We start from the raw sequence: 18,894 nt of genomic DNA on the forward strand, positions 1-18,894 counted from the left end.
AGAGGTTTTAACTCATGACAGATAAGCGCAAAGATGGTTCAGGCAAGCTGCTGTACTGCTCTTTCTGCGGCAAGAGCCAGCATGAAGTGCGTAAGCTGATTGCCGGGCCGTCGGTGTATATCTGCGATGAATGTGTTGATTTATGTAACGACATTATTCGCGAAGAGATCAAAGAGGTGGCTCCGCATCGCGAGCGCAGTGCGCTGCCAACGCCGCACGAAATTCGTCATCATCTTGATGACTACGTGATTGGCCAGGAGCAGGCCAAGAAAGTGCTGGCGGTAGCGGTTTATAACCACTATAAGCGTCTGCGTAACGGTGATAACGCCAACGGCGTAGAGCTGGGTAAAAGTAATATTTTGCTGATCGGGCCGACCGGTAGCGGGAAAACCCTGCTGGCGGAAACCCTGGCGCGTCTGCTGGATGTGCCGTTTACCATGGCCGACGCCACCACGCTGACCGAGGCGGGTTACGTCGGCGAAGACGTGGAAAATATCATTCAGAAACTGCTGCAAAAATGCGATTACGACGTGCAGAAGGCCCAGCGCGGCATTGTGTATATCGATGAAATCGACAAGATTTCCCGTAAATCGGATAACCCGTCAATTACCCGTGATGTTTCAGGGGAAGGGGTACAGCAGGCGCTGTTGAAACTGATCGAAGGGACCGTCGCGGCGGTACCGCCTCAGGGCGGCCGTAAGCATCCGCAGCAGGAATTCCTGCAGGTGGATACCTCGAAGATCCTGTTTATTTGCGGCGGCGCTTTCGCCGGTCTGGATAAAGTCATCGCTAATCGCGTTGAAACCGGTTCCGGGATCGGCTTTGGGGCCACCGTGAAGGTGAAATCCCAGAAAGCCACTGAAGGCCAGCTCCTGTCTCAGGTGGAGCCGGAAGATTTGATTAAATTCGGCCTGATTCCTGAGTTCATTGGTCGTTTGCCGGTGGTGGCGACGCTCAATGAGCTGAGCGAAGAAGCGCTGATTCAGATCCTCAAAGAGCCGAAAAACGCGCTGACCAAGCAGTATCAGGCGCTGTTCAACCTTGAAGGCGTCGAGCTGGAGTTCCGCGATGAGGCGCTGGATGCGATCGCCAGGAAAGCCATGGCGCGTAAAACCGGCGCTCGCGGTCTGCGTTCTATTGTTGAAGGGGCGCTGCTGGACACCATGTACGATCTGCCTTCAATGGAAGACGTCGAAAAAGTGGTGATCGACGAATCGGTGATCGAAGGGCAATCAAGGCCGCTGTTGATCTACGGCAAGAGCGACGCTCAGCAGGCATCTGGTGAATAATTAACCAGTTCAGACAACGATTTAACTGAAAAAAGGGGGGATAATTCTCCCCTTTTATTTTTCCTGCATCCCTGCCGTTGAATGTCCGGGAAACATCCCCATATACTGGTTTACTTGCTTGTGACCCACACGAACCAGGTTCGCGTGGGTCCCGTTACCAGGCGGAAACTAACTAAGAGAGAGCTCTATGAATCCTGAGCGTTCCGAACGCATTGAAATCCCCGTGTTGCCGCTGCGCGACGTGGTGGTTTATCCGCACATGGTTATTCCATTGTTTGTCGGGCGTGAAAAATCCATTCGCTGCCTGGAAGCGGCCATGGATCATGATAAAAAAATCATGCTGGTGGCCCAGAAAGAGGCCTCGACGGACGAACCGGGCGTGAATGACCTGTTTTCGGTCGGCACGATAGCGTCTATTTTGCAGATGCTGAAACTGCCTGACGGTACTGTAAAAGTACTGGTGGAAGGGCTGCAGCGGGCGCGGATTACCACGCTGGCGGACAATGGCGACCATTTCTCCGCCCAGGCGGAATACCTCCACTCACCGGTCATTGAAGAGCGGGAGCAGGAAGTCCTGGTGCGAACGGCCATCAGCCAGTTCGAAGGCTACATTAAGCTGAATAAAAAAATCCCGCCGGAGGTGCTGACTTCCCTGAACAGCATCGACGATCCGGCGCGCCTGGCGGATACCATCGCCGCCCATATGCCGCTGAAACTGGCGGATAAGCAGTCTGTGCTGGAGATGTCCGACGTTAACGAGCGTCTGGAATATCTGATGGCGATGATGGAGTCGGAAATCGATCTGCTGCAGGTTGAGAAGCGTATTCGCAACCGGGTGAAAAAGCAGATGGAGAAAAGCCAGCGTGAGTATTATCTGAATGAGCAAATGAAAGCCATTCAGAAAGAGCTGGGCGAGATGGATGACGCGCCTGATGAGAATGAAGCGCTGAAGCGCAAAATTGAAGCGGCCAGAATGCCGAAAGAGGCGCGCGAAAAGACCGAAGCCGAACTCCAGAAGCTGAAAATGATGTCGCCGATGTCTGCGGAAGCCACCGTGGTGCGCAGTTATATCGACTGGATGGTTCAGGTGCCCTGGGCGGCGCGTAGCAAAGTGAAAAAGGATCTGCGCCAGGCGCAGGAGATCCTCGACACCGATCATTACGGTCTGGATCGCGTGAAAGATCGCATTCTGGAATACCTGGCGGTGCAGAGCCGGGTCAATAAAATTAAGGGGCCGATCCTTTGCCTGGTGGGGCCGCCGGGGGTAGGTAAAACCTCTCTCGGTCAATCCATTGCCAGAGCGACCGGGCGCAAATATGTGCGTATGGCGCTCGGCGGGGTGCGCGATGAAGCCGAAATTCGCGGCCATCGCCGCACCTACATAGGCTCCATGCCGGGCAAATTGATCCAGAAAATGGCGAAAGTCGGCGTCAAAAACCCGCTTTTCCTGCTTGATGAGATCGACAAAATGTCTTCTGACATGCGTGGCGATCCGGCGTCGGCGCTGCTTGAAGTGCTCGATCCGGAGCAGAACGTAGCCTTTAACGACCACTATCTGGAAGTGGACTACGATCTGAGCGATGTGATGTTTGTGGCGACCTCCAACTCCATGAACATTCCGGCGCCGCTGCTGGACCGTATGGAAGTGATTCGTCTTTCCGGCTACACCGAAGATGAAAAGCTGAACATCGCCACTCGCCACTTACTGCCGAAGCAGATTGAGCGTAATGCCCTGAAAAAAGGCGAATTGTCGGTAGATGACAGCGCCATTATCGGCATTATTCGTTACTACACGCGTGAGGCCGGGGTGCGCGGGCTGGAGCGGGAGATTTCAAAACTGTGTCGTAAGGCAGTGAAACAGTTGCTGCTGGACAAGTCGCGCAAGCATATCAAAATCACCGGGGATAACCTCAAAGATTACCTCGGCGTGCAGCGCTTTGACTATGGTCGCGCGGACAGCGAAAACCGCGTGGGCCAGGTGACTGGTCTGGCGTGGACCGAGGTCGGTGGCGATTTACTGACCATTGAAACCGCCTGCGTTCCGGGTAAAGGTAAGCTGACGTATACCGGGTCTCTCGGCGAAGTGATGCAGGAGTCTATCCAGGCTGCGCTGACGGTAGTGCGCGCCCGGGCGGAAAAATTAGGGATAAATTCTGATTTTTACGAGAAACGCGACATCCATGTACACGTCCCGGAAGGGGCAACGCCGAAAGATGGTCCCAGCGCCGGGATCGCGATGTGTACCGCGCTGGTATCCTGCCTGACCGGTAATCCGGTGCGTGCCGATGTGGCGATGACCGGTGAAATCACACTGCGCGGTCAGGTACTGCCGATTGGCGGATTGAAGGAAAAACTGCTGGCGGCGCACCGCGGCGGCATCAAAACGGTGCTGATTCCGGATGAGAACAAGCGCGATCTGGAAGAGATTCCGGAAAATGTCATTGCCGATCTCGACATTCATCCGGTGAAGAGCATTGAGGAGGTTCTGAGTCTCGCGTTGCAGAATAACCCGATGGGAATGCAGGTAGTCGCGGCAAAATAGTGACTTACCGCAAAATGCGTTAATAAAAACCGGGCTGGTGGGTAAATTCTTACTTGCCAGCCTTTTTTTGTATAGCTACCTTAGAGAAAGTCTGCCCTGGAGGGCAGGGAAAGCCGACAACATCGGTGTTGTAAGGGCAAATTAAGCCTGATATAACTGCTGCGCGGTCGCACCGTAAAGGACACTGGTGCGATATAAATAAGAAAGAGAGGAAGAGAAGAGTGAATAAATCTCAACTGATAGATAAGATTGCTGCAGGTGCTGATATTTCTAAAGCTGCGGCGGGTCGTTCGTTAGATGCGCTGATTGCTGCCGTTACGGAAGCTCTGAAGTCCGGGGACGACGTAGCGTTGGTTGGTTTTGGTACATTCTCTGTTCGCGAGCGCGCTGCCCGTACCGGCCGCAACCCGCAAACGGGTAAAGAAATTACCATTGCGGCCGCTAAAGTACCAGGTTTCCGTGCGGGTAAAGCGCTGAAAGACGCGGTGAACTGATCGTTTGTATTGTCAGCGCGTTGTGCTTGCTTGCTGGTTGGTAAAGGGCGCATCCTCCGATGTGCCTTTTTTATTTCCGGACACTTTAATTGTCGATGTGGGCTGACAATCCCCCTGTTTTCTTGTCAAAATACACCTTTGCGTTCCGCTGGCTGGGTTGCTCATGGTCATCAGCGGTAACGGGGTACTCATTACACTACAGCGGAGTGTTGTTACACCATGATGGACAATTTACGTGCGGCGGCAAACCACGTCGTACTCAAAATTCTTTTGGGTTTGATTATCGTGTCATTCGTTCTGACTGGCGTGGGTAACTACCTGATTGGCGGTAACGATAATTATGCCGCAAAAGTTAACGACCAGGAGATAGGCCGGGCGCAGTTTGAAAACGCGGTGGTCAGCGAGCGTAACCGTCTGCAGCAGCAACTGGGCGATCGTTATTCTGAACTGGCGTCAAACGAAAACTACATCAAGAATATGCGTCAGCAGGTGTTGCAGCGCATGATTGATGAAGCGCTGCTGGATCAGTACGCGAAGCATCTGGGCATGAATATCAGCGACGAGCAGGTGAAGCAGGCTATTTTTAAACAGCCGGCTTTCCAGGTTGACGGTAAATTCGATAACAACCGTTTCAACGCCATTGTCGCCAACATGGGGATGAACCCGGATATGTATGCGCAGGCGCTGCGTCGTCAGCTTATCTCCGATCAGCTGATTAGCGCAGTGGTCGGCAGTGACTTTATGCTCAACGGCGAGACGGACGCGCTGGCGGCGCTGGTCGCTCAGGAACGACTGGTGCGCGAAGCGACGATTAACGTCAAAGCGCTGGCCGAAAAACAGCAGGCGACGGATTCTGAAATCAGCGCCTGGTACGAGCAGAACAAGAATCACTTTGTGGCGCTGGAACAATTCCGCGTTAACTACATTATGCTGGATGCCACCACCCTGCAGGAGCCGGCGAGCGAGCAGGAGATTCAGGCGTACTACGATGAGCATCAGGATCAATATACCCAGCAACCGCGCTATCGCTACAGCGTGATTCAGACCAAAACCGAAGCGGATGCTCAGGCGGTGCTGGATGAGCTGAAAAACGGCGCTGACTTCGCCGCGCTGGCCAAAGAGAAATCCACCGATATTATCTCTGCCCGCAACGGCGGCGACATGGGGTGGCTGGAGTCGGAAACCACGCCGGATGAGCTGAAAAATGCCGGGTTGAAAGAGAAAGGCCAGCTTTCCGGCCCCATCAAATCCTCGGTTGGCTATCTGGTTGCCCGTCTGGACGACCTGCAGGCGCAGAAAACCAGGCCGCTTTCAGAAGTGCATGACGCTATTGCCGATAAAGTGAAGCAGGAAAAAGCGCTGGACGCTTACTATGCCCTGCAACAGAAAGTCAGCGATGCCGCCAGCAATGACAACGAATCGTTAGCCAGCGCGGAAACCGCAGCCGGGGTGAAAGCGGTGGAAACCGGTTGGTTCGACCGCGACCATCTGCCGGAGGCGCTGAACTTTAAACCGGTTGCCGATGCTATCTTCAATGGCGGTCTGGTGGGCGAAAACGGCACGCCGGGCAGTAACTCCGATATCATCACCGTTGATGGCGACAGGGCGTTTGTGCTGCGCGTTGCCGAACACAAAGCCGAGGCCGTGAAGCCGTTGGCGGATGTGCGTAACGATGTCATCGCCGCGGTGAAATACCAGAAAGCGGAAACTCAGGCGAAGCTGGATGCGGATAAAGTTCTGGCGGCGCTGAAAGCCGGTAACGGCGATGAGGCGCTGAAGGCCGCAGGTTTAAGTTTCGGCGAAGTGAAAACCCTTAGCCGTATGAGCCAGGATCCGCTGAGCCAGGCGGCCTTTAACCTGCCGCTGCCGGCGAAAGGTAAACCGGGTTATGGCGTCAGCAACGATATGCAGGGCAATGTGGTGCTGCTGGAACTGCAGGAAGTGCGCAGCGGTAACATGCCGGAAGAGCAGAAAACCACCATGGTGCGCGGTATCACCCAGAATAACGCCCAGATTGCTTTCGAAGCGCTGATGGATAATCTGCGTAAGTCGGCGAAAATCAAGATGGGCTCGGCGATTGAGCAGCAGCAATAATCAGCGCATCTCGCAGCTCGCTGCAAAATAATGCAACATCTAAAGGCCGCTTTCGCGGCCTTTTCCATATCTGTAAACCGCCGTTTGCTGTCCTCCGGGCGGGTCGCTAGTGTGTGCATGCTGTTAACAACAAAGGAGATTACAGCATGACAAAACGCGCAACATCCCTGTGGCTGGCACTGACGCTGGCCTGTAGCGCAATGAGTATTGTGCCGGCTCACGCCGCCCCTTCTGCGCCCGCTGCCGAAAAAGCCGTTGCATCGGCGGCGAAAACACCTCCGGGCGCGTCTAAGGCGCCAGCGGAAACGCGTGCTCTTGCGGACAGTGAAATGGTCAGTATCAACAGCGCCAGTGCCGAAATGCTGGCGGAATCGCTTAATGGCGTCGGGCTGAAGAAGGCGCAGGCCATTGTTAGCTACCGGGAGGCCAACGGCCCATTCAACTCGGTTGATGAACTCCGATCGGTCCCCGGGATAGGTAACGCGCTGGTAGAGCGAAATCTGCCGCGCCTCAAACTCTGATTCCGGACGGCTGGCGCTGGCGCCAGTTTTTGCTACGCTGTAGAGGTCGTACCAGTTGGGCGACCTCTGTCACTACAACAATAATGCTACAGGTTGAGACGCTATGCAGACGCAAATCAAAGTCCGGGGTTATCATCTGGATGTATACCAGCATGTCAACAACGCCCGTTATCTGGAGTTTCTTGAAGAGGCCCGCTGGGATGGCCTTGACCAGGAAGAGGGATTCCAGTGGATGACGGCCAATCAGATTGCCTTCGTGGTAGTCAATATCAATATCAACTACCGTAAACCGGCGGTGCTCGGGGATGTGCTGACGGTGACAAGCCAGGTGCAGCAACTGAACGGTAAGAGCGGGGTGCTCAGTCAGGTGATTACTCTTGAGCCGGAAGGGCAGGTGGTTGCCGATGCATTAATCACCTTCGTGTGTATCGATCTGAAAACCCAGAAGGCGCTGGCGCTGGAAGGGGAGTTGCGTGCAAAACTTGAAGGTATGATCGGCAAAGCCTGAGCCGCTACCTGATTTCACGGAACGCGGAAAGCCCGCGTTCCGTCAGAGCTAGCACAGGCCGGTTTTACGCTTCATTTCCGCCATAATGCCCGTTTTGTCTGCCAGGTAACGCTGCAGGCCGTGCGCACGCAGATGGCAGGCCGCACACTCGCCACATCCCTCGCCGGCAATGCCGTTATAGCAGGTCAGGGTATTGAGGCGCACGACATCGAGTTTTCCCCAGTAATCGGCAAGCGCCCAGGTTTCCGCTTTATCCAGCCACATCAGCGGCGTTTCAAAACGCACATCTCGCGCCATGCCCAGCGTCACCGCATGATTGAGCGCCCTGACGAATTCGTCGCGACAGTCCGGATAGCCAGAGAAATCGGTTTCACAAACGCCGGTAATCACCGCCTGCGCCTGAACCTGATAAGCATAAATCGCCGCCAGCGTCAGAAACAGAATGTTGCGCCCAGGTACAAAGGTGTTCGGGATACCGCTGGCGTCAGGCTGGTAGTCCGGCACCGGAATACTGTCCCGGGTCAGACTACTGATCGCCAGTTCGTTGAGCAACGTGACGTCCAGTATCTTATGAGCCCGGGCGCCGAGGGTGGCGGCCAGCTCACGGGCGATGTCGATCTCTGCGCGGTGGCGCTGCCCGTAGTCGAACGTCACACAGTGCACTTCATCGTACTGATGAAGCGCCTGAATCAGGCAGGTAGTGGAATCCTGTCCGCCGCTGAATACCACAACTGCGCGTTTCATAGATAACCCCGTCTCTCATAAAAAGGCCCGTATGGTACCGCTCATCCGCGCCGGCGACCAGCTCCTTCACGGGATTTCCGGCGGCGGCAACCAGGCCCTGTTGAAATCGAACCAGCCACGGGCGTTGAGCATAATGCCGTTAACCCCCGGCGGCGCGCTGATCTGGTAACGATAATTGAACAGTGGGGTCAGAATAGCGTCCTCCATCAGCGCGCTGAAGACTGATGCCAGACTCTCGCAGCGCGAGGTTTCGCCATGGAGACTTTGTACAGCATCCAGCGTAGCCTGCAGATGCGCATAGCGGGAGCCGGTGAGCAGGTGAGGCCAGAGCGTATCACTGCGCAGCCACTGCTCAAGGGTGTATTCCGCCGATTCGCCGATTAGCCTGTCGCCCATCACGATATCTGCCTGCGCCAGGCGCTGACACCCTTCCCAGGTTTTGGCCGGGTGAAATAGCACTTCTAACCGACAGCCGTAGCGCTCAAGGTGCAGACGAAGTTGTTGCGCCATGATGTGGAGCTCCACCGGCAGATGGTAGAGCAGGGTCAGGGTTTCCGGCAGCGGGACAGGCTCAACGTCCTCCATCTCCGGTACCGGCCAGCCAGGAAGCAGGCTGGCGCTGGGAGTTATCAGGGATTCATTGAGCGGTAAAGTATTCAGGATATCGCTGTGATGGATCAGGGCCATTAGCCATTTTGCCTGGGAAACCGACAGGGCGCTGTTCTGGCGAATCGCCATATAGCAGAACCCCAGGCTGATGCTGTTGCTGACTGGCCGCAGGTGCACCAGCTCTTCCGGCTGGCCGATAGCGATTTGCACCGGGTGGCGACAACTGGTACCCAGTTCCCTGTCGAACAATTGTGGGGTGATCCAGTATTCAATGGCGGCGAGGAACGGGTGCTGCAGATGGTAGCGATCGTGCGCTTCCAGCCGCACCAGCGATGCGCCAAAACGGGTGATACGCCAGGGGCCGCAGCCCGTTTGCGGGTCATCGGGGTGCGCCAGACCGCTACAGTAGCTGGCAAGCCGGTGCGCCAGCCAGCGATCGGGACGGTGGAGGAGGAAGCGCAGCGTCCAGGGATGAGGGATATCTATTTTTTTCACGCTGGCAAACAGGCGCCCCATCGCCGGTTGCGTTAGCAACTGTTGCAGACGGCGCCGGAGCTGGTCGGTGGTGACTTTCTCACCGTTATGCCAGAACAGCGTGGAGCGAATCACAAACTGCCAGCACAGGCCATCCGCGGAAATTGTCCAGTGGTGGGCAAGATCGGGCTGTGGCTGTGAGTGGCTGTCGTCAAAGCGGGTCAAACCGGCGAAAACCTGGCTGGCCAGATGCTGTTCCGCTCTGCCGGGAAGAAAACCGGGCGTCAACGCGTCCAGGGGGCGGTAATAGGGGATGCGTAGCGTCGGCGTATCGTTCTGCCAGTGTCCGCCCAGAAACGGCTGCAGAGCCTGGCGTAACTGTTCCGGCGCCAGTTGCGCCAGCTCCAGCGCATTCTGCTGTTGGCCTTTATTGAGCACACTTTCCATCATCGACGCCCTGACCTCCTGCGGCGTGGCGAGAAAGGTCAGCGTGCCGCGTTTACCGCGGCCGGAGCTGGCCTGCCAGCTTAACCAGCCGGCGTCGGTCAACTGACGCAGCAGTGTACGGATATGGCGTTCGCTACAGTAGCAGCGGGTCGCCAGCTCCGCGACCGTTACCTGCTGGATTTGCCCCTGTGAGGGGGACCACAGGCGCTGGAATTGATTGAGTCGGTTCAGTAAGCGCATGTCAGAAAACCCGGAACAATTTTCTCCAACTATTCACTATTAGTTCCGTATATAACAGGTAATACTTTCCGGCATGTTACCGGCATCACAAACGGGAGTGGCAATGGCGCGACTGGCGGCTTTTGATATGGATGGGACTTTGCTGATGGCGAATCATCGTCTTGGCGATGAAACCATTCGCACTCTGCGGCGGCTGCGGGATTACGATGTCACGCTGGCGTTCGCCACCGGCCGGCATGCTCTGGAAATGCGTCATCTGCTTGCCGGCTATGAACTGGATGCCTGGATGATCACCGGCAACGGCACGCGTATCCACAGCGCCGACGGAGAAGTATTATACCGTCACGATCTGGCGCCGGAAGTGGCGGAAATAGTATTGCAGCGCAACTGGAATACCCGGGCCAGCGTCCACGTTTTTAATGACAGCGGCTGGCTGACCGGGGAGTCGCGCCCGGAGATGCTGGCAGCCCATGCGCTGAGCGGATTCCGTTACCAGCTAACGGAGCTGAAAACGATCCCGGCGCATCTGGTCAGCAAGATCTGTTTTTGCGGCGACCATGACGATCTGCGCCAGTTGCAGGAGCAGCTTGCTCAATGCACTGGCGATGCGGCGCACCTGTGCTTTTCGGCTTTTGACTGCCTGGAAGTGTTACCCCGGGGTTGTAATAAAGGGGCGGCGCTGGCAGTGCTTGGCGAAAGGCTGGGCATTGCGCTGAGCGACTGTATGGCGTTTGGCGATGCGATGAACGATCGGGAAATGCTGTCGCTGGTGGGGCATGGTTTCATCATGGGTAATGCCATGCCGCAACTGAAGGCGGAGCTCCCCCATCTACCCGTGATAGGCCACTGCAATCAGCAGGCGGTTTCACATTATTTGACGAGTTGGCTGGATCAAAAAAACCTTACTTATTCCCCCGAATGAACAAGGCCCTTTCAGCAAGCCGGGAACTATCCCGGCTTTTTTTGTTTTGTCGCCGGTGATTTTACCGTTCCTCGCCGTGGACTGGCGCTAAAATGCCGCGCTTTAGCCTGCATGGTGTGGCTATAATAGAAAAAATTTCTCCGGAGCAGGGCAATGATAGATAAAACAGATCGCAAGCTGCTGGCGCTGCTGCAAAAAGACTGTACCCTCTCGCTACAGGCGCTGGCGGATGCCGTAAACCTGACCACCACCCCGTGCTGGAAACGCCTGAAACGTCTCGAAGAAGAGGGGGTTATTCGCGGCCATGTCGCGCTGGTTGATGCGGAAAAGGTCGGCCTGGGCCTGACGGCTTTTGTGTTAATTAAAACCCAGCATCATAGCAAATCCTGGTATTGCGACTTTGTACAGGCGGTGGAAGATCTGCCGGAAGTCCTCGGGTTCTGGCGCATGGCCGGGGAGTATGATTATTTGATGCGCGTGCAGGTGGCGGATATGAAGCGCTATGACGATTTTTATAAACGTCTGGTGAACCGGGTGCCTGGACTGAGCGATGTTACTTCGAGTTTTGCGATGGAACAGATAAAATACACAACAGCCCTGCCGCTGGACGGATGATTTCTCTGTTCACGGCCTCCGGATATGCTCAAATCTTCTGCTATCCATACAGTTGAAGGTCATTCAGGATAACAACCGCGTGCGACTATTTGTTCAGTTAAGCTGGTACTTCCGCCGGGAGTGGCGCCGCTATTCAGGCGCTGTGGCCCTGCTGATTATCATCGCTATGTTACAGCTCATTCCCCCCCGGCTGGTGGGAGTGATTGTTGATGGCGTCACCCGCGATCTTTACACCGGCAGCCAGGTGCTGATGTGGATTGGGGTGATGATTTTGATCGCGGTCGTGGTTTACCTGTTGCGTTATGTATGGCGCGTGCTGCTGTTCGGCGCGTCTTATCGGCTTGCCGTTGAATTACGTGAAGATTTCTATCGCCAGTTGAGCCGCCAGCATCCGGCGTTTTATCTGCGTCACCGTACCGGCGATCTGATGGCGCGCGCCACCAACGATGTCGACCGGGTGGTATTTGCCGCCGGGGAGGGGGTGCTGACGCTGGTGGATTCGCTGGTTATGGGGTGCGCGGTGCTGATTGTGATGAGCACCCAGATAAGCTGGCAGTTGACGCTGCTGGCGCTGCTGCCGATGCCGGTGATGGCGCTGTTCATCAAACGCTACGGCGACCTGTTGCATGAGCGCTTTAAGCTGGCGCAGGCGGCGTTCTCCTCCCTTAATGACCGTACTCAGGAGAGCCTGACCAGTATCCGGATGATTAAGGCGTTTGGCCTCGAGGATCGTCAGTCAGCGCTGTTTGCCGCTGACGCCAGGGAAACCGGCGAGAAAAATATGCGCGTTGCCCGGGTGGACGCGCGCTTTGATCCGACCATCTACATTGCAATCGGGATGGCTAATTTGCTGGCTATCGGCGGCGGTAGCTGGATGGTCGTTAACGGCGCGATGACCCTCGGGCAACTGACCAGTTTTGCCATGTATCTTGGGCTGATGATCTGGCCGATGCTGGCGCTGGCGTGGATGTTTAATATTGTCGAGCGCGGCAGCGCCGCTTACAGCCGTATTCGCGCCCTGCTTGACGAGGCGCCGGTAGTGGTCGATGGCGCGGGGGAACTGCCCGCCGGGCGTGGAACGCTACAGGTGGATATCGCGGCATTCTGCTATCCGCAGGCGGAGCGACCGGCGCTGGAGCTGGTTAATTTTTCCCTCAGCCCGGGCCAGATGCTCGGGCTGTGCGGACCGACCGGCGCCGGGAAGAGTACGCTGCTGGCGTTGATTCAGCGCCATTATGACATTCAGCAGGGGGAGATTCGTTTTCACAACCTGCCGCTGAGTCAGTTGCGCATTAACAGCTGGCGCAGCCGTCTGGCGGTGGTCAGTCAGACGCCTTTTCTGTTTTCCGATACTGTCGCCAGCAATATTGCCCTCGGCAGGCCCGACGCGACGCAGCAGGATATTGAGCAGGTAGCCCAGCTGGCCTGCGTGCATGAAGATATTTTACGCCTGCCTGAAGGATATGACACTCAGGTCGGCGAACGCGGGGTGATGCTTTCCGGCGGGCAGAAACAGCGTATTTCGATCGCGCGCGCCCTACTGCTGGAGGCGGAAATCCTCATTCTCGACGACGCGCTCTCCGCAGTGGACGGTCGCACAGAACACCAGATTCTGCACAACCTGCGCCAGTGGGGGGAGGGACGCACGGTTATCATCAGCGCCCACCGCCTGTCGGCATTGACCGAGGCGACGGAGATCCTGGTGATGCAACACGGTCACATCGCCCAGCGCGGCGACCACGAGACGCTGGCGGCGCAGCGCGGCTGGTATCGCGATATGTACCGTTATCAACAACTGGAGGCCGCGCTGGATGAGGTTCCGCAGGCGAATGAGGTGGCCGATGCGTAATTTTGGGCAACTCTGGCCGACCCTGAAACGTCTGCTGGCTTATGGCTCCCCGTGGCGACGACCGCTGATGCTGGCAGTAGCGCTGTTGTGGATTGCCGCGATTGCTGAGGTCAGTGGCCCGCTACTGATTAGCTATTTTATCGATAATCTGGTGGCGCAGAGCCGCCTGCCGCCTGGGCTGGTGGCGGGGTTAGCCGCGGCCTACATTCTGCTGCAATTACTCGCGGCTTCGCTGCATTACTGGCAGTCGCTGCTGTTTAACCGGGCGGCGGTCGGGGTGGTACAACAACTGCGCAGCGATGTGATGGACGCTGCGCTGCGCCAGCCATTGAGTGAGTTCGATGTTCAGCCAGTGGGGCAGTTAATTTCGCGGGTCACAAATGACACGGAAGTGATTCGCGATCTGTACGTCACAGTGGTGGCGACAGTACTACGCAGCGCGGCGCTGATTGGCGCGATGCTGGTGGCGATGTTCAGCCTTGACTGGCGTATGGCGCTGGTGGCGCTGGCCATTTTCCCGGCGGTGTTTATCGTGATGGCGATTTACCAGCGCTACAGTACGCCAATTGTACGGCGAGTGCGCAGCTATCTGGCGGATATCAACGATAGCTTTAATGAAGTGATCAACGGGATGAGCGTTATCCAGCAGTTTCGCCAGCAGACGCGGTTTGGCGAGCGGATGGGCGCCGCCAGTCGCGCTCATTATCTGGCGCGGATGCAGACCCTGAAACTCGATGGCCTGCTGCTGCGGCCATTGCTGAGCCTGTTTTCGGCGCTGGTGCTGTGCGGTTTGCTGATGCTGTTTGGTTTCAGCGCTAAAGGTTCAATCGAAGTTGGGGTGCTGTATGCCTTTATCAGCTACCTCGGGCGGCTTAACGAACCGCTGATTGAGCTGACTACCCAGCAGTCGATGCTGCAACAGGCGGTCGTGGCCGGGGAGCGGGTATTCGAGTTGATGGATCGGCCACGTCAGCACTACGGAAATGACGCACGCCCGCTGGCGAGCGGTACCATTGATATCCGCGATCTGTCCTTCGCTTACCGGGACGATCGGCTGGTTCTGCAGGATGTCGATCTCCGGGTCCCTGCGCGTAACTTCGTCGCGCTGGTTGGACATACCGGAAGCGGAAAAAGCACTCTGGCTAACCTGCTGATGGGGTATTACCCGCTGAGCCGCGGGGAAATTCGTCTCGACGATCGTCCGCTGGAAAGCCTGAGCCATGATGCGCTGCGCCGCGGCGTCGCGATGGTGCAGCAGGATCCGGTGGTGCTGGCGGATTCGTTTTACGCCAATGTGACGCTTGGTCGGGAGATGAGCGAAGCGCAGGTCTGGCAGGCGCTGGAAACGGTGCAACTGGCCGGGCTGGCGCGCGAACTGCCGGAGGGTATCCATACCCGCCTGGGCGAACAGGGTAATACCCTGTCGGTGGGGCAAAAGCAGCTACTGGCGCTGGCGCGGGTATTGGTAGAGGCGCCGCAGATCCTGATCCTTGATGAGGCGACGGCGAATATCGACTCTGGTACTGAGCAGGCGATTCAGCGGGCGCTGAAGCTTATTCGTCAGCACACCACTTTGGTGGTGATCGCCCACCGCTTATCGACAATCACTGAAGCGGATACCATTCTGGTGCTGCATCGCGGCCGCGTAGAAGAGCGCGGTAATCACCAGCAACTGCTGGCCGCCAGGGGGCGTTACTGGCAGATGTACCAGCTCCAGCTTGCCGGTGAAGAGTTGGCGGCGCAGGAAGCTTCCGCCAGCGTCTGATGCACCATAACGACGCGTTGCGCCTGCCGGTTTCGCCGGTGGTGCAATGCGCCCGGGTTCTGCGCACTACAATGGTGCGTTTTTTGTCCATTTATGTCTTTCCTGCCCATTTTCCCCTCTGTGAAGCGGATTTTCCCGGTTCGCCCCCAACGTAAATACGCATTTACGGCAAGTTTTTCATTTCTGGCACGGCCATTGCTTTACCTCAACGGAGTGACTCGTGTTCGCTGCGGCTATTACCCAATTCTGACGGAGGGGATTTATGAAGCTGGTTACCGTGGTAATCAAACCATTCAAACTGGAGGACGTTCGCGAAGCGCTCTCTGCTATTGGTATTCAGGGATTAACGGTGACGGAGGTGAAGGGCTTTGGTCGCCAGAAGGGACATGCGGAGCTTTACCGCGGCGCCGAGTACAGCGTCAATTTTCTGCCAAAAGTAAAAATCGATGTGGCGATCGCTGACGATCAGCTTGATGAAGTGATCGATGTCATCAGCAAAGCCGCTTATACCGGCAAGATTGGCGACGGCAAAATTTTTGTCGCCGAACTACAACGCGTTATTCGTATTCGCACCGGCGAAACCGACGAATCCGCACTGTAATTTCTGGCTACGCATAATGGGGATGGATAAGATGAAAAAACTGACCTGGTTATCAGGCCTCGGCGCTCTGGCTGCTCTGCCTTCGCTTGCCGCCGCCGCGCCTGCCGTTGCCGACAAAGCCGACAACGGTTTCATGATGATTTGTACCGCGCTGGTGCTGTTTATGACGATCCCCGGGATCGCGTTGTTCTACGGCGGGCTTATCCGCTCCAAAAACGTTCTGTCGATGCTGACGCAGGTTTCGGTTTCATTCGCGCTGGTGTGTATTTTGTGGGTGGTATATGGCTACACCCTGGCGTTCGGCGTCGGCAATAGCTTTTTCGGCAATTTCGACTGGATCATGCTTAAAGGGATCGACCTAAAAGCGCTGACCGGCTCGTTTTACCAGTATATCCACGTCGCGTTTCAGGGGTCGTTCGCCTGTATTACTGTCGGCCTGATTGTCGGCGCGCTGGCGGAACGTATTCGTTTTTCGGCGCTGCTGATTTTCGTGGTGGTATGGCTGACCTTCTCTTATATTCCGATTGCTCATATGGTGTGGGGTGGCGGTTTGCTTGCCGCTGATGGCGCGCTGGATTTTGCCGGCGGTACCGTGGTGCATATTAACGCGGCGGTTGCCGGCCTGGTGGGGGCGTATTTGATCGGCAAACGCGTTGGATTCGGCAAAGAGGCCTTTAAACCGCATAACCTGCCGATGGTCTTTATGGGGACAGCGGTGCTGTATATTGGCTGGTTTGGTTTTAATGCCGGTTCCGCCAGTTCGGCTAACGAAATCGCGGCGCTGGCATTTGTGAATACTGTGGTGGCGACGGCGGCGGCTATCCTCTCCTGGGTATTTGGCGAATGGGCGCTGCGCGGCAAACCTTCTTTGCTGGGAGCCTGCTCGGGCGCGATCGCCGGGCTGGTGGGTGTAACGCCGGCGTGCGGTTTCGTCGGCGTCGGCGGCGCGCTGATCATTGGCCTGGCCTCGGGTCTGGCAGGGCTGTGGGGAGTGACGATGCTTAAGCGCCTGCTGCGCGTTGACGACCCCTGTGATGTGTTTGGCGTCCACGGCGTTTGCGGGATTGTCGGCTGTATTCTTACCGGGGTCTTTACCGCCACTTCGCTGGGCGGCGTTGGCTTCGCCGAGGGCGTTTCGATGGGGCGCCAGGTGCTGGTGCAACTGGAAAGTATCGCGATTACCGTTGTCTGGTCCGGCGTGGTGGCGTATATCGCTTACAAACTGGCGGATATGATAGTTGGGCTGCGGGTGCCGGAAGAGCAGGAGCGCGAAGGGCTGGATGTTAACAGCCACGGTGAGAATGCCTACAACGCCTGAGTTAATCTCAATAATAGAAAAGCGGAGCTTCGGCTCCGCTGCGGATGGCTTGCAAAGGAGGAAAAACCTGGTTTTTTCCTCCTTTGTGTTTATAAGCCGAAGGCAATGTATTGATTTTGCTATTTGTTATCGGCAGGTTTGCAATGACATGACGTTTGCCACCGGCCTTGGGTGTTTATACGTTGTGCTGGCGCATCACGCCTTCCTGAACCGTAGAGGCGACCAGAACGCCATCACGGGTCCAGAATTCGCCGCGCACAAAACCGCGGGCGCTGGATGCCGAAGTACTTTCAACCTGGTACAGAAGCCAGTCGTTAAGATCGAAGGGGCGGTGGAACCACATCGAATGGTCGATAGTGGCTATCTGGATACCTGGTTCAAGGAAACCAATGCCGTGCGGCTGGAGCGCTGTCGGCAGGAAATTGAAGTCAGAAGCGTAGCCCAGCAAATTCTGATGAATTTGTCGTTCATCAGGCACGGTACCATTGGCTTTCAGCCACACCTGGCGTGTCGGTTTATCGACGTGTCCTTTCAGCGGATTGTGAAAAACCACCGGGCGAATCTCCAGCGGCTTTTCGCATAAAAACTTCTCTTTAGCCTGAGGCGGCAGCAAATGCGCCAGTTTACCGGCAATATCGGTTTCTGATTGCAGCGATTCGGGCGCCGGAGCCTGCGGCATGGTTTTTTGGTGTTCAAAGCCGGATTCCGGTGCCTGGAAGGAGGCCGTCATATAGAAAATGGGTTTGCCATTCTGGATCGCGGCCACCCGGCGGGCGCTGAAGCTGTTGCCGTCACGTAATACTTCCACGTCATAGACAATCGGTTTCTGGCTGTCGCCCGGGCGCAGAAAGTAACTGTGGAAGGAATGGACCAGCCGCGCCGGGGCGACGGTCTCTTTGGCCGCATACAGCGCCTGGCCGACGACCTGGCCGCCAAATACCTGGCGTAGCCCCAGATCCTCGCTTTGACCGCGGAATAAACCTTCTTCGATTTTTTCCAGGTTAAGCAGGGCGAGAAGTTTGTTAAGTGCTTGACTCATAGATGATCCTCAGTAAATCCACTCCATCGAGCGCGATAGCGAATGGTCATTATAATTGATTATTAATCGATTCCACGCTGGTGCAATAGTCTGAATCCCGTTGCGCTTCCAGGCAAAAATCAGTGATGTGTGCCACACTTAAGCTGTAAATTAAGTTCCAACCACTCATTCTGGTGGGATCATACTCCCGCTGGTGCAGAGATAATAAGGAGAACCTAATGAAACTCGTGCACATGTTAAGTGGTTTAGCGGTTGCCGTCGCCCTTGCCGGGTGCGCACAGCACAAAAGCGCCAACGTACCGACGCCTGCTCCCGATCCTTACACAGCCGGCGCGCTCTCCCAGGCCGACCTGAGACAGCCTAATGTATCCGGTACTATCTGGATCCGCCAGCGCATTGCGTTGCCGCCGGATTCAGTGCTGACGGTAACGTTATCTGATGCATCGCTGGCCGATGCGCCGGCAAAAGTGCTGTCGCAGAAAGTGGTAAGAACCGAAGGGAAACAGGCGCCGTTTAGCTTTGTGTTGCCGTTTAATCCGGCGGACATTCAGCCTAATGCACGCATTCTGCTAAGCGCGGCGATCGCCGAGAACGATCGGTTGATCTTCATTACCGACACTGTACAGCAGGTGATTACCCAGGGCGGTACCAAAGCCGACCTGACGCTGGTCCCGGTACAGCAGACGGCGATGCCGCTGCAGGAGGGCGGTGGAGCGACTTCGACAGTGCCGGGTACTTCCCCGACCCTGGTCAATCCATCCGCGGCACAGCCGGCGCCGACTCAGTACTAATCATCCCTGCCGGTTGTTTACTGATGCCGCCA

General features: G+C 56.3%; 16 protein-coding genes. 13 read left to right on the plus strand and 3 right to left on the minus strand.

What is annotated here, in order from left to right; all coding sequences use genetic code 11:
- Positions 1-14 precede the first annotated feature (14 nt).
- The 6 genes from clpX to AQ981_RS09775 all read left to right on the plus strand — a co-directional run bounded on the left by clpX (position 15) and on the right by AQ981_RS09775 (position 7,448).
- Entirely contained in the window at positions 15-1,289 is a 1,275-nt protein-coding gene (clpX, locus tag AQ981_RS09750; RefSeq protein WP_058911551.1) for an ATP-dependent protease ATP-binding subunit ClpX, read from the plus strand.
- Between the two features lie 187 nt (positions 1,290-1,476).
- Entirely contained in the window at positions 1,477-3,831 is a 2,355-nt protein-coding gene (lon, locus tag AQ981_RS09755) for an endopeptidase La (protein ID WP_058911552.1), read from the plus strand.
- A 221-nt stretch (positions 3,832-4,052) separates the two neighbouring features.
- Positions 4,053-4,325: a nucleoid-associated protein HU-beta gene (gene hupB, locus AQ981_RS09760; protein ID WP_058911553.1), complete on the plus strand. Its 273-nt coding sequence runs from the start codon at positions 4,053-4,055 to the stop codon at positions 4,323-4,325.
- A 219-nt stretch (positions 4,326-4,544) separates the two neighbouring features.
- The gene (gene ppiD, locus AQ981_RS09765) at positions 4,545-6,419 is read left to right on the plus strand and encodes a peptidylprolyl isomerase (RefSeq protein ID WP_058911554.1); all 1,875 of its coding nucleotides are present in this window, start codon (positions 4,545-4,547) and stop codon (positions 6,417-6,419) included.
- 146 nt (positions 6,420-6,565) lie between these two features.
- The gene (locus tag AQ981_RS09770; RefSeq protein ID WP_058911555.1) at positions 6,566-6,940 is read left to right on the plus strand and encodes a ComEA family DNA-binding protein; all 375 of its coding nucleotides are present in this window, start codon (positions 6,566-6,568) and stop codon (positions 6,938-6,940) included.
- Between the two features lie 103 nt (positions 6,941-7,043).
- Complete coding sequence (locus tag AQ981_RS09775; RefSeq protein ID WP_058911556.1) at positions 7,044-7,448, plus strand: YbgC/FadM family acyl-CoA thioesterase; 405 nt, start codon at positions 7,044-7,046, stop codon at positions 7,446-7,448.
- A 48-nt stretch (positions 7,449-7,496) separates the two neighbouring features.
- On the opposite strand, the gene queC is transcribed toward AQ981_RS09775, so the two are convergent.
- Positions 7,497-8,192 (minus strand): 7-cyano-7-deazaguanine synthase QueC, encoded by a 696-nt coding sequence (queC, locus tag AQ981_RS09780; RefSeq protein ID WP_058911557.1) that lies wholly within the window; start codon positions 8,190-8,192, stop codon positions 7,497-7,499.
- Between the two features lie 66 nt (positions 8,193-8,258).
- The gene (locus AQ981_RS09785) at positions 8,259-9,962 is read right to left on the minus strand and encodes an SgrR family transcriptional regulator (protein WP_058911558.1); all 1,704 of its coding nucleotides are present in this window, start codon (positions 9,960-9,962) and stop codon (positions 8,259-8,261) included.
- Positions 9,963-10,065: 103 nt separating this feature from the next.
- Between AQ981_RS09785 and cof the strand changes: the two genes are divergently transcribed.
- The 6 genes from cof to amtB all read left to right on the plus strand — a co-directional run bounded on the left by cof (position 10,066) and on the right by amtB (position 17,032).
- Positions 10,066-10,884, plus strand: coding sequence for an HMP-PP phosphatase (gene cof / locus AQ981_RS09790; protein WP_058911559.1), 819 nt, complete (start codon positions 10,066-10,068; stop codon positions 10,882-10,884).
- Between the two features lie 153 nt (positions 10,885-11,037).
- Entirely contained in the window at positions 11,038-11,499 is a 462-nt protein-coding gene (locus AQ981_RS09795; protein ID WP_058911560.1) for an Lrp/AsnC family transcriptional regulator, read from the plus strand.
- 79 nt (positions 11,500-11,578) lie between these two features.
- Complete coding sequence (locus tag AQ981_RS09800; RefSeq protein ID WP_058911649.1) at positions 11,579-13,348, plus strand: SmdA family multidrug ABC transporter permease/ATP-binding protein; 1,770 nt, start codon at positions 11,579-11,581, stop codon at positions 13,346-13,348.
- Complete coding sequence (locus tag AQ981_RS09805) at positions 13,341-15,113, plus strand: SmdB family multidrug efflux ABC transporter permease/ATP-binding protein (protein ID WP_058911561.1); 1,773 nt, start codon at positions 13,341-13,343, stop codon at positions 15,111-15,113. The genes AQ981_RS09800 and AQ981_RS09805 overlap by 8 nt, the downstream gene beginning before the upstream one ends.
- Before the next feature lie 262 nt (positions 15,114-15,375).
- Positions 15,376-15,714, plus strand: coding sequence for a P-II family nitrogen regulator (glnK, locus tag AQ981_RS09810; RefSeq protein ID WP_058911562.1), 339 nt, complete (start codon positions 15,376-15,378; stop codon positions 15,712-15,714).
- Positions 15,715-15,745: 31 nt separating this feature from the next.
- Positions 15,746-17,032, plus strand: a complete 1,287-nt coding sequence (gene amtB / locus AQ981_RS09815) for an ammonium transporter AmtB (protein ID WP_058911650.1) — start codon at positions 15,746-15,748, stop codon at positions 17,030-17,032.
- A gap of 175 nt (positions 17,033-17,207) precedes the next feature.
- Here amtB and tesB read toward each other — a convergent pair whose 3' ends face one another.
- Positions 17,208-18,071, minus strand: coding sequence for an acyl-CoA thioesterase II (gene tesB / locus AQ981_RS09820; protein WP_058911563.1), 864 nt, complete (start codon positions 18,069-18,071; stop codon positions 17,208-17,210).
- 218 nt (positions 18,072-18,289) lie between these two features.
- Between tesB and AQ981_RS09825 the strand changes: the two genes are divergently transcribed.
- Positions 18,290-18,862 carry a YbaY family lipoprotein gene (locus AQ981_RS09825; protein ID WP_058911564.1) on the plus strand — a complete coding sequence of 191 codons (573 nt, stop codon included), beginning with the start codon at positions 18,290-18,292 and terminating at the stop codon, positions 18,860-18,862.
- Positions 18,863-18,894 lie beyond the last annotated feature (32 nt).

Source organism: Entomohabitans teleogrylli (assembly GCF_001484765.1).
Lineage (GTDB): Bacteria > Pseudomonadota > Gammaproteobacteria > Enterobacterales > Enterobacteriaceae > Entomohabitans > Entomohabitans teleogrylli.

Bases quoted from the DNA above. Each gene is read 5' to 3' on its own strand.
- AQ981_RS09775 (WP_058911556.1), top strand. From the start codon at position 7,044: ATGCAGACGCAAATCAAAGTCCGGGGTTATCATCTGGATGTATACCAG.
- tesB (WP_058911563.1), bottom strand. From the start codon at position 18,071: ATGAGTCAAGCACTTAACAAACTTCTCGCCCTGCTTAACCTGGAAAAA.
- queC (WP_058911557.1), bottom strand. From the start codon at position 8,192: ATGAAACGCGCAGTTGTGGTATTCAGCGGCGGACAGGATTCCACTACC.
- amtB (WP_058911650.1), top strand. From the start codon at position 15,746: ATGAAAAAACTGACCTGGTTATCAGGCCTCGGCGCTCTGGCTGCTCTG.
- ppiD (WP_058911554.1), top strand. From the start codon at position 4,545: ATGATGGACAATTTACGTGCGGCGGCAAACCACGTCGTACTCAAAATT.
- clpX (WP_058911551.1), top strand. From the start codon at position 15: ATGACAGATAAGCGCAAAGATGGTTCAGGCAAGCTGCTGTACTGCTCT.
- lon (WP_058911552.1), top strand. From the start codon at position 1,477: ATGAATCCTGAGCGTTCCGAACGCATTGAAATCCCCGTGTTGCCGCTG.
- AQ981_RS09805 (WP_058911561.1), top strand. From the start codon at position 13,341: ATGCGTAATTTTGGGCAACTCTGGCCGACCCTGAAACGTCTGCTGGCT.
- AQ981_RS09795 (WP_058911560.1), top strand. From the start codon at position 11,038: ATGATAGATAAAACAGATCGCAAGCTGCTGGCGCTGCTGCAAAAAGAC.
- AQ981_RS09785 (WP_058911558.1), bottom strand. From the start codon at position 9,962: ATGCGCTTACTGAACCGACTCAATCAATTCCAGCGCCTGTGGTCCCCC.
- glnK (WP_058911562.1), top strand. From the start codon at position 15,376: ATGAAGCTGGTTACCGTGGTAATCAAACCATTCAAACTGGAGGACGTT.
- AQ981_RS09825 (WP_058911564.1), top strand. From the start codon at position 18,290: ATGAAACTCGTGCACATGTTAAGTGGTTTAGCGGTTGCCGTCGCCCTT.
- AQ981_RS09770 (WP_058911555.1), top strand. From the start codon at position 6,566: ATGACAAAACGCGCAACATCCCTGTGGCTGGCACTGACGCTGGCCTGT.
- cof (WP_058911559.1), top strand. From the start codon at position 10,066: ATGGCGCGACTGGCGGCTTTTGATATGGATGGGACTTTGCTGATGGCG.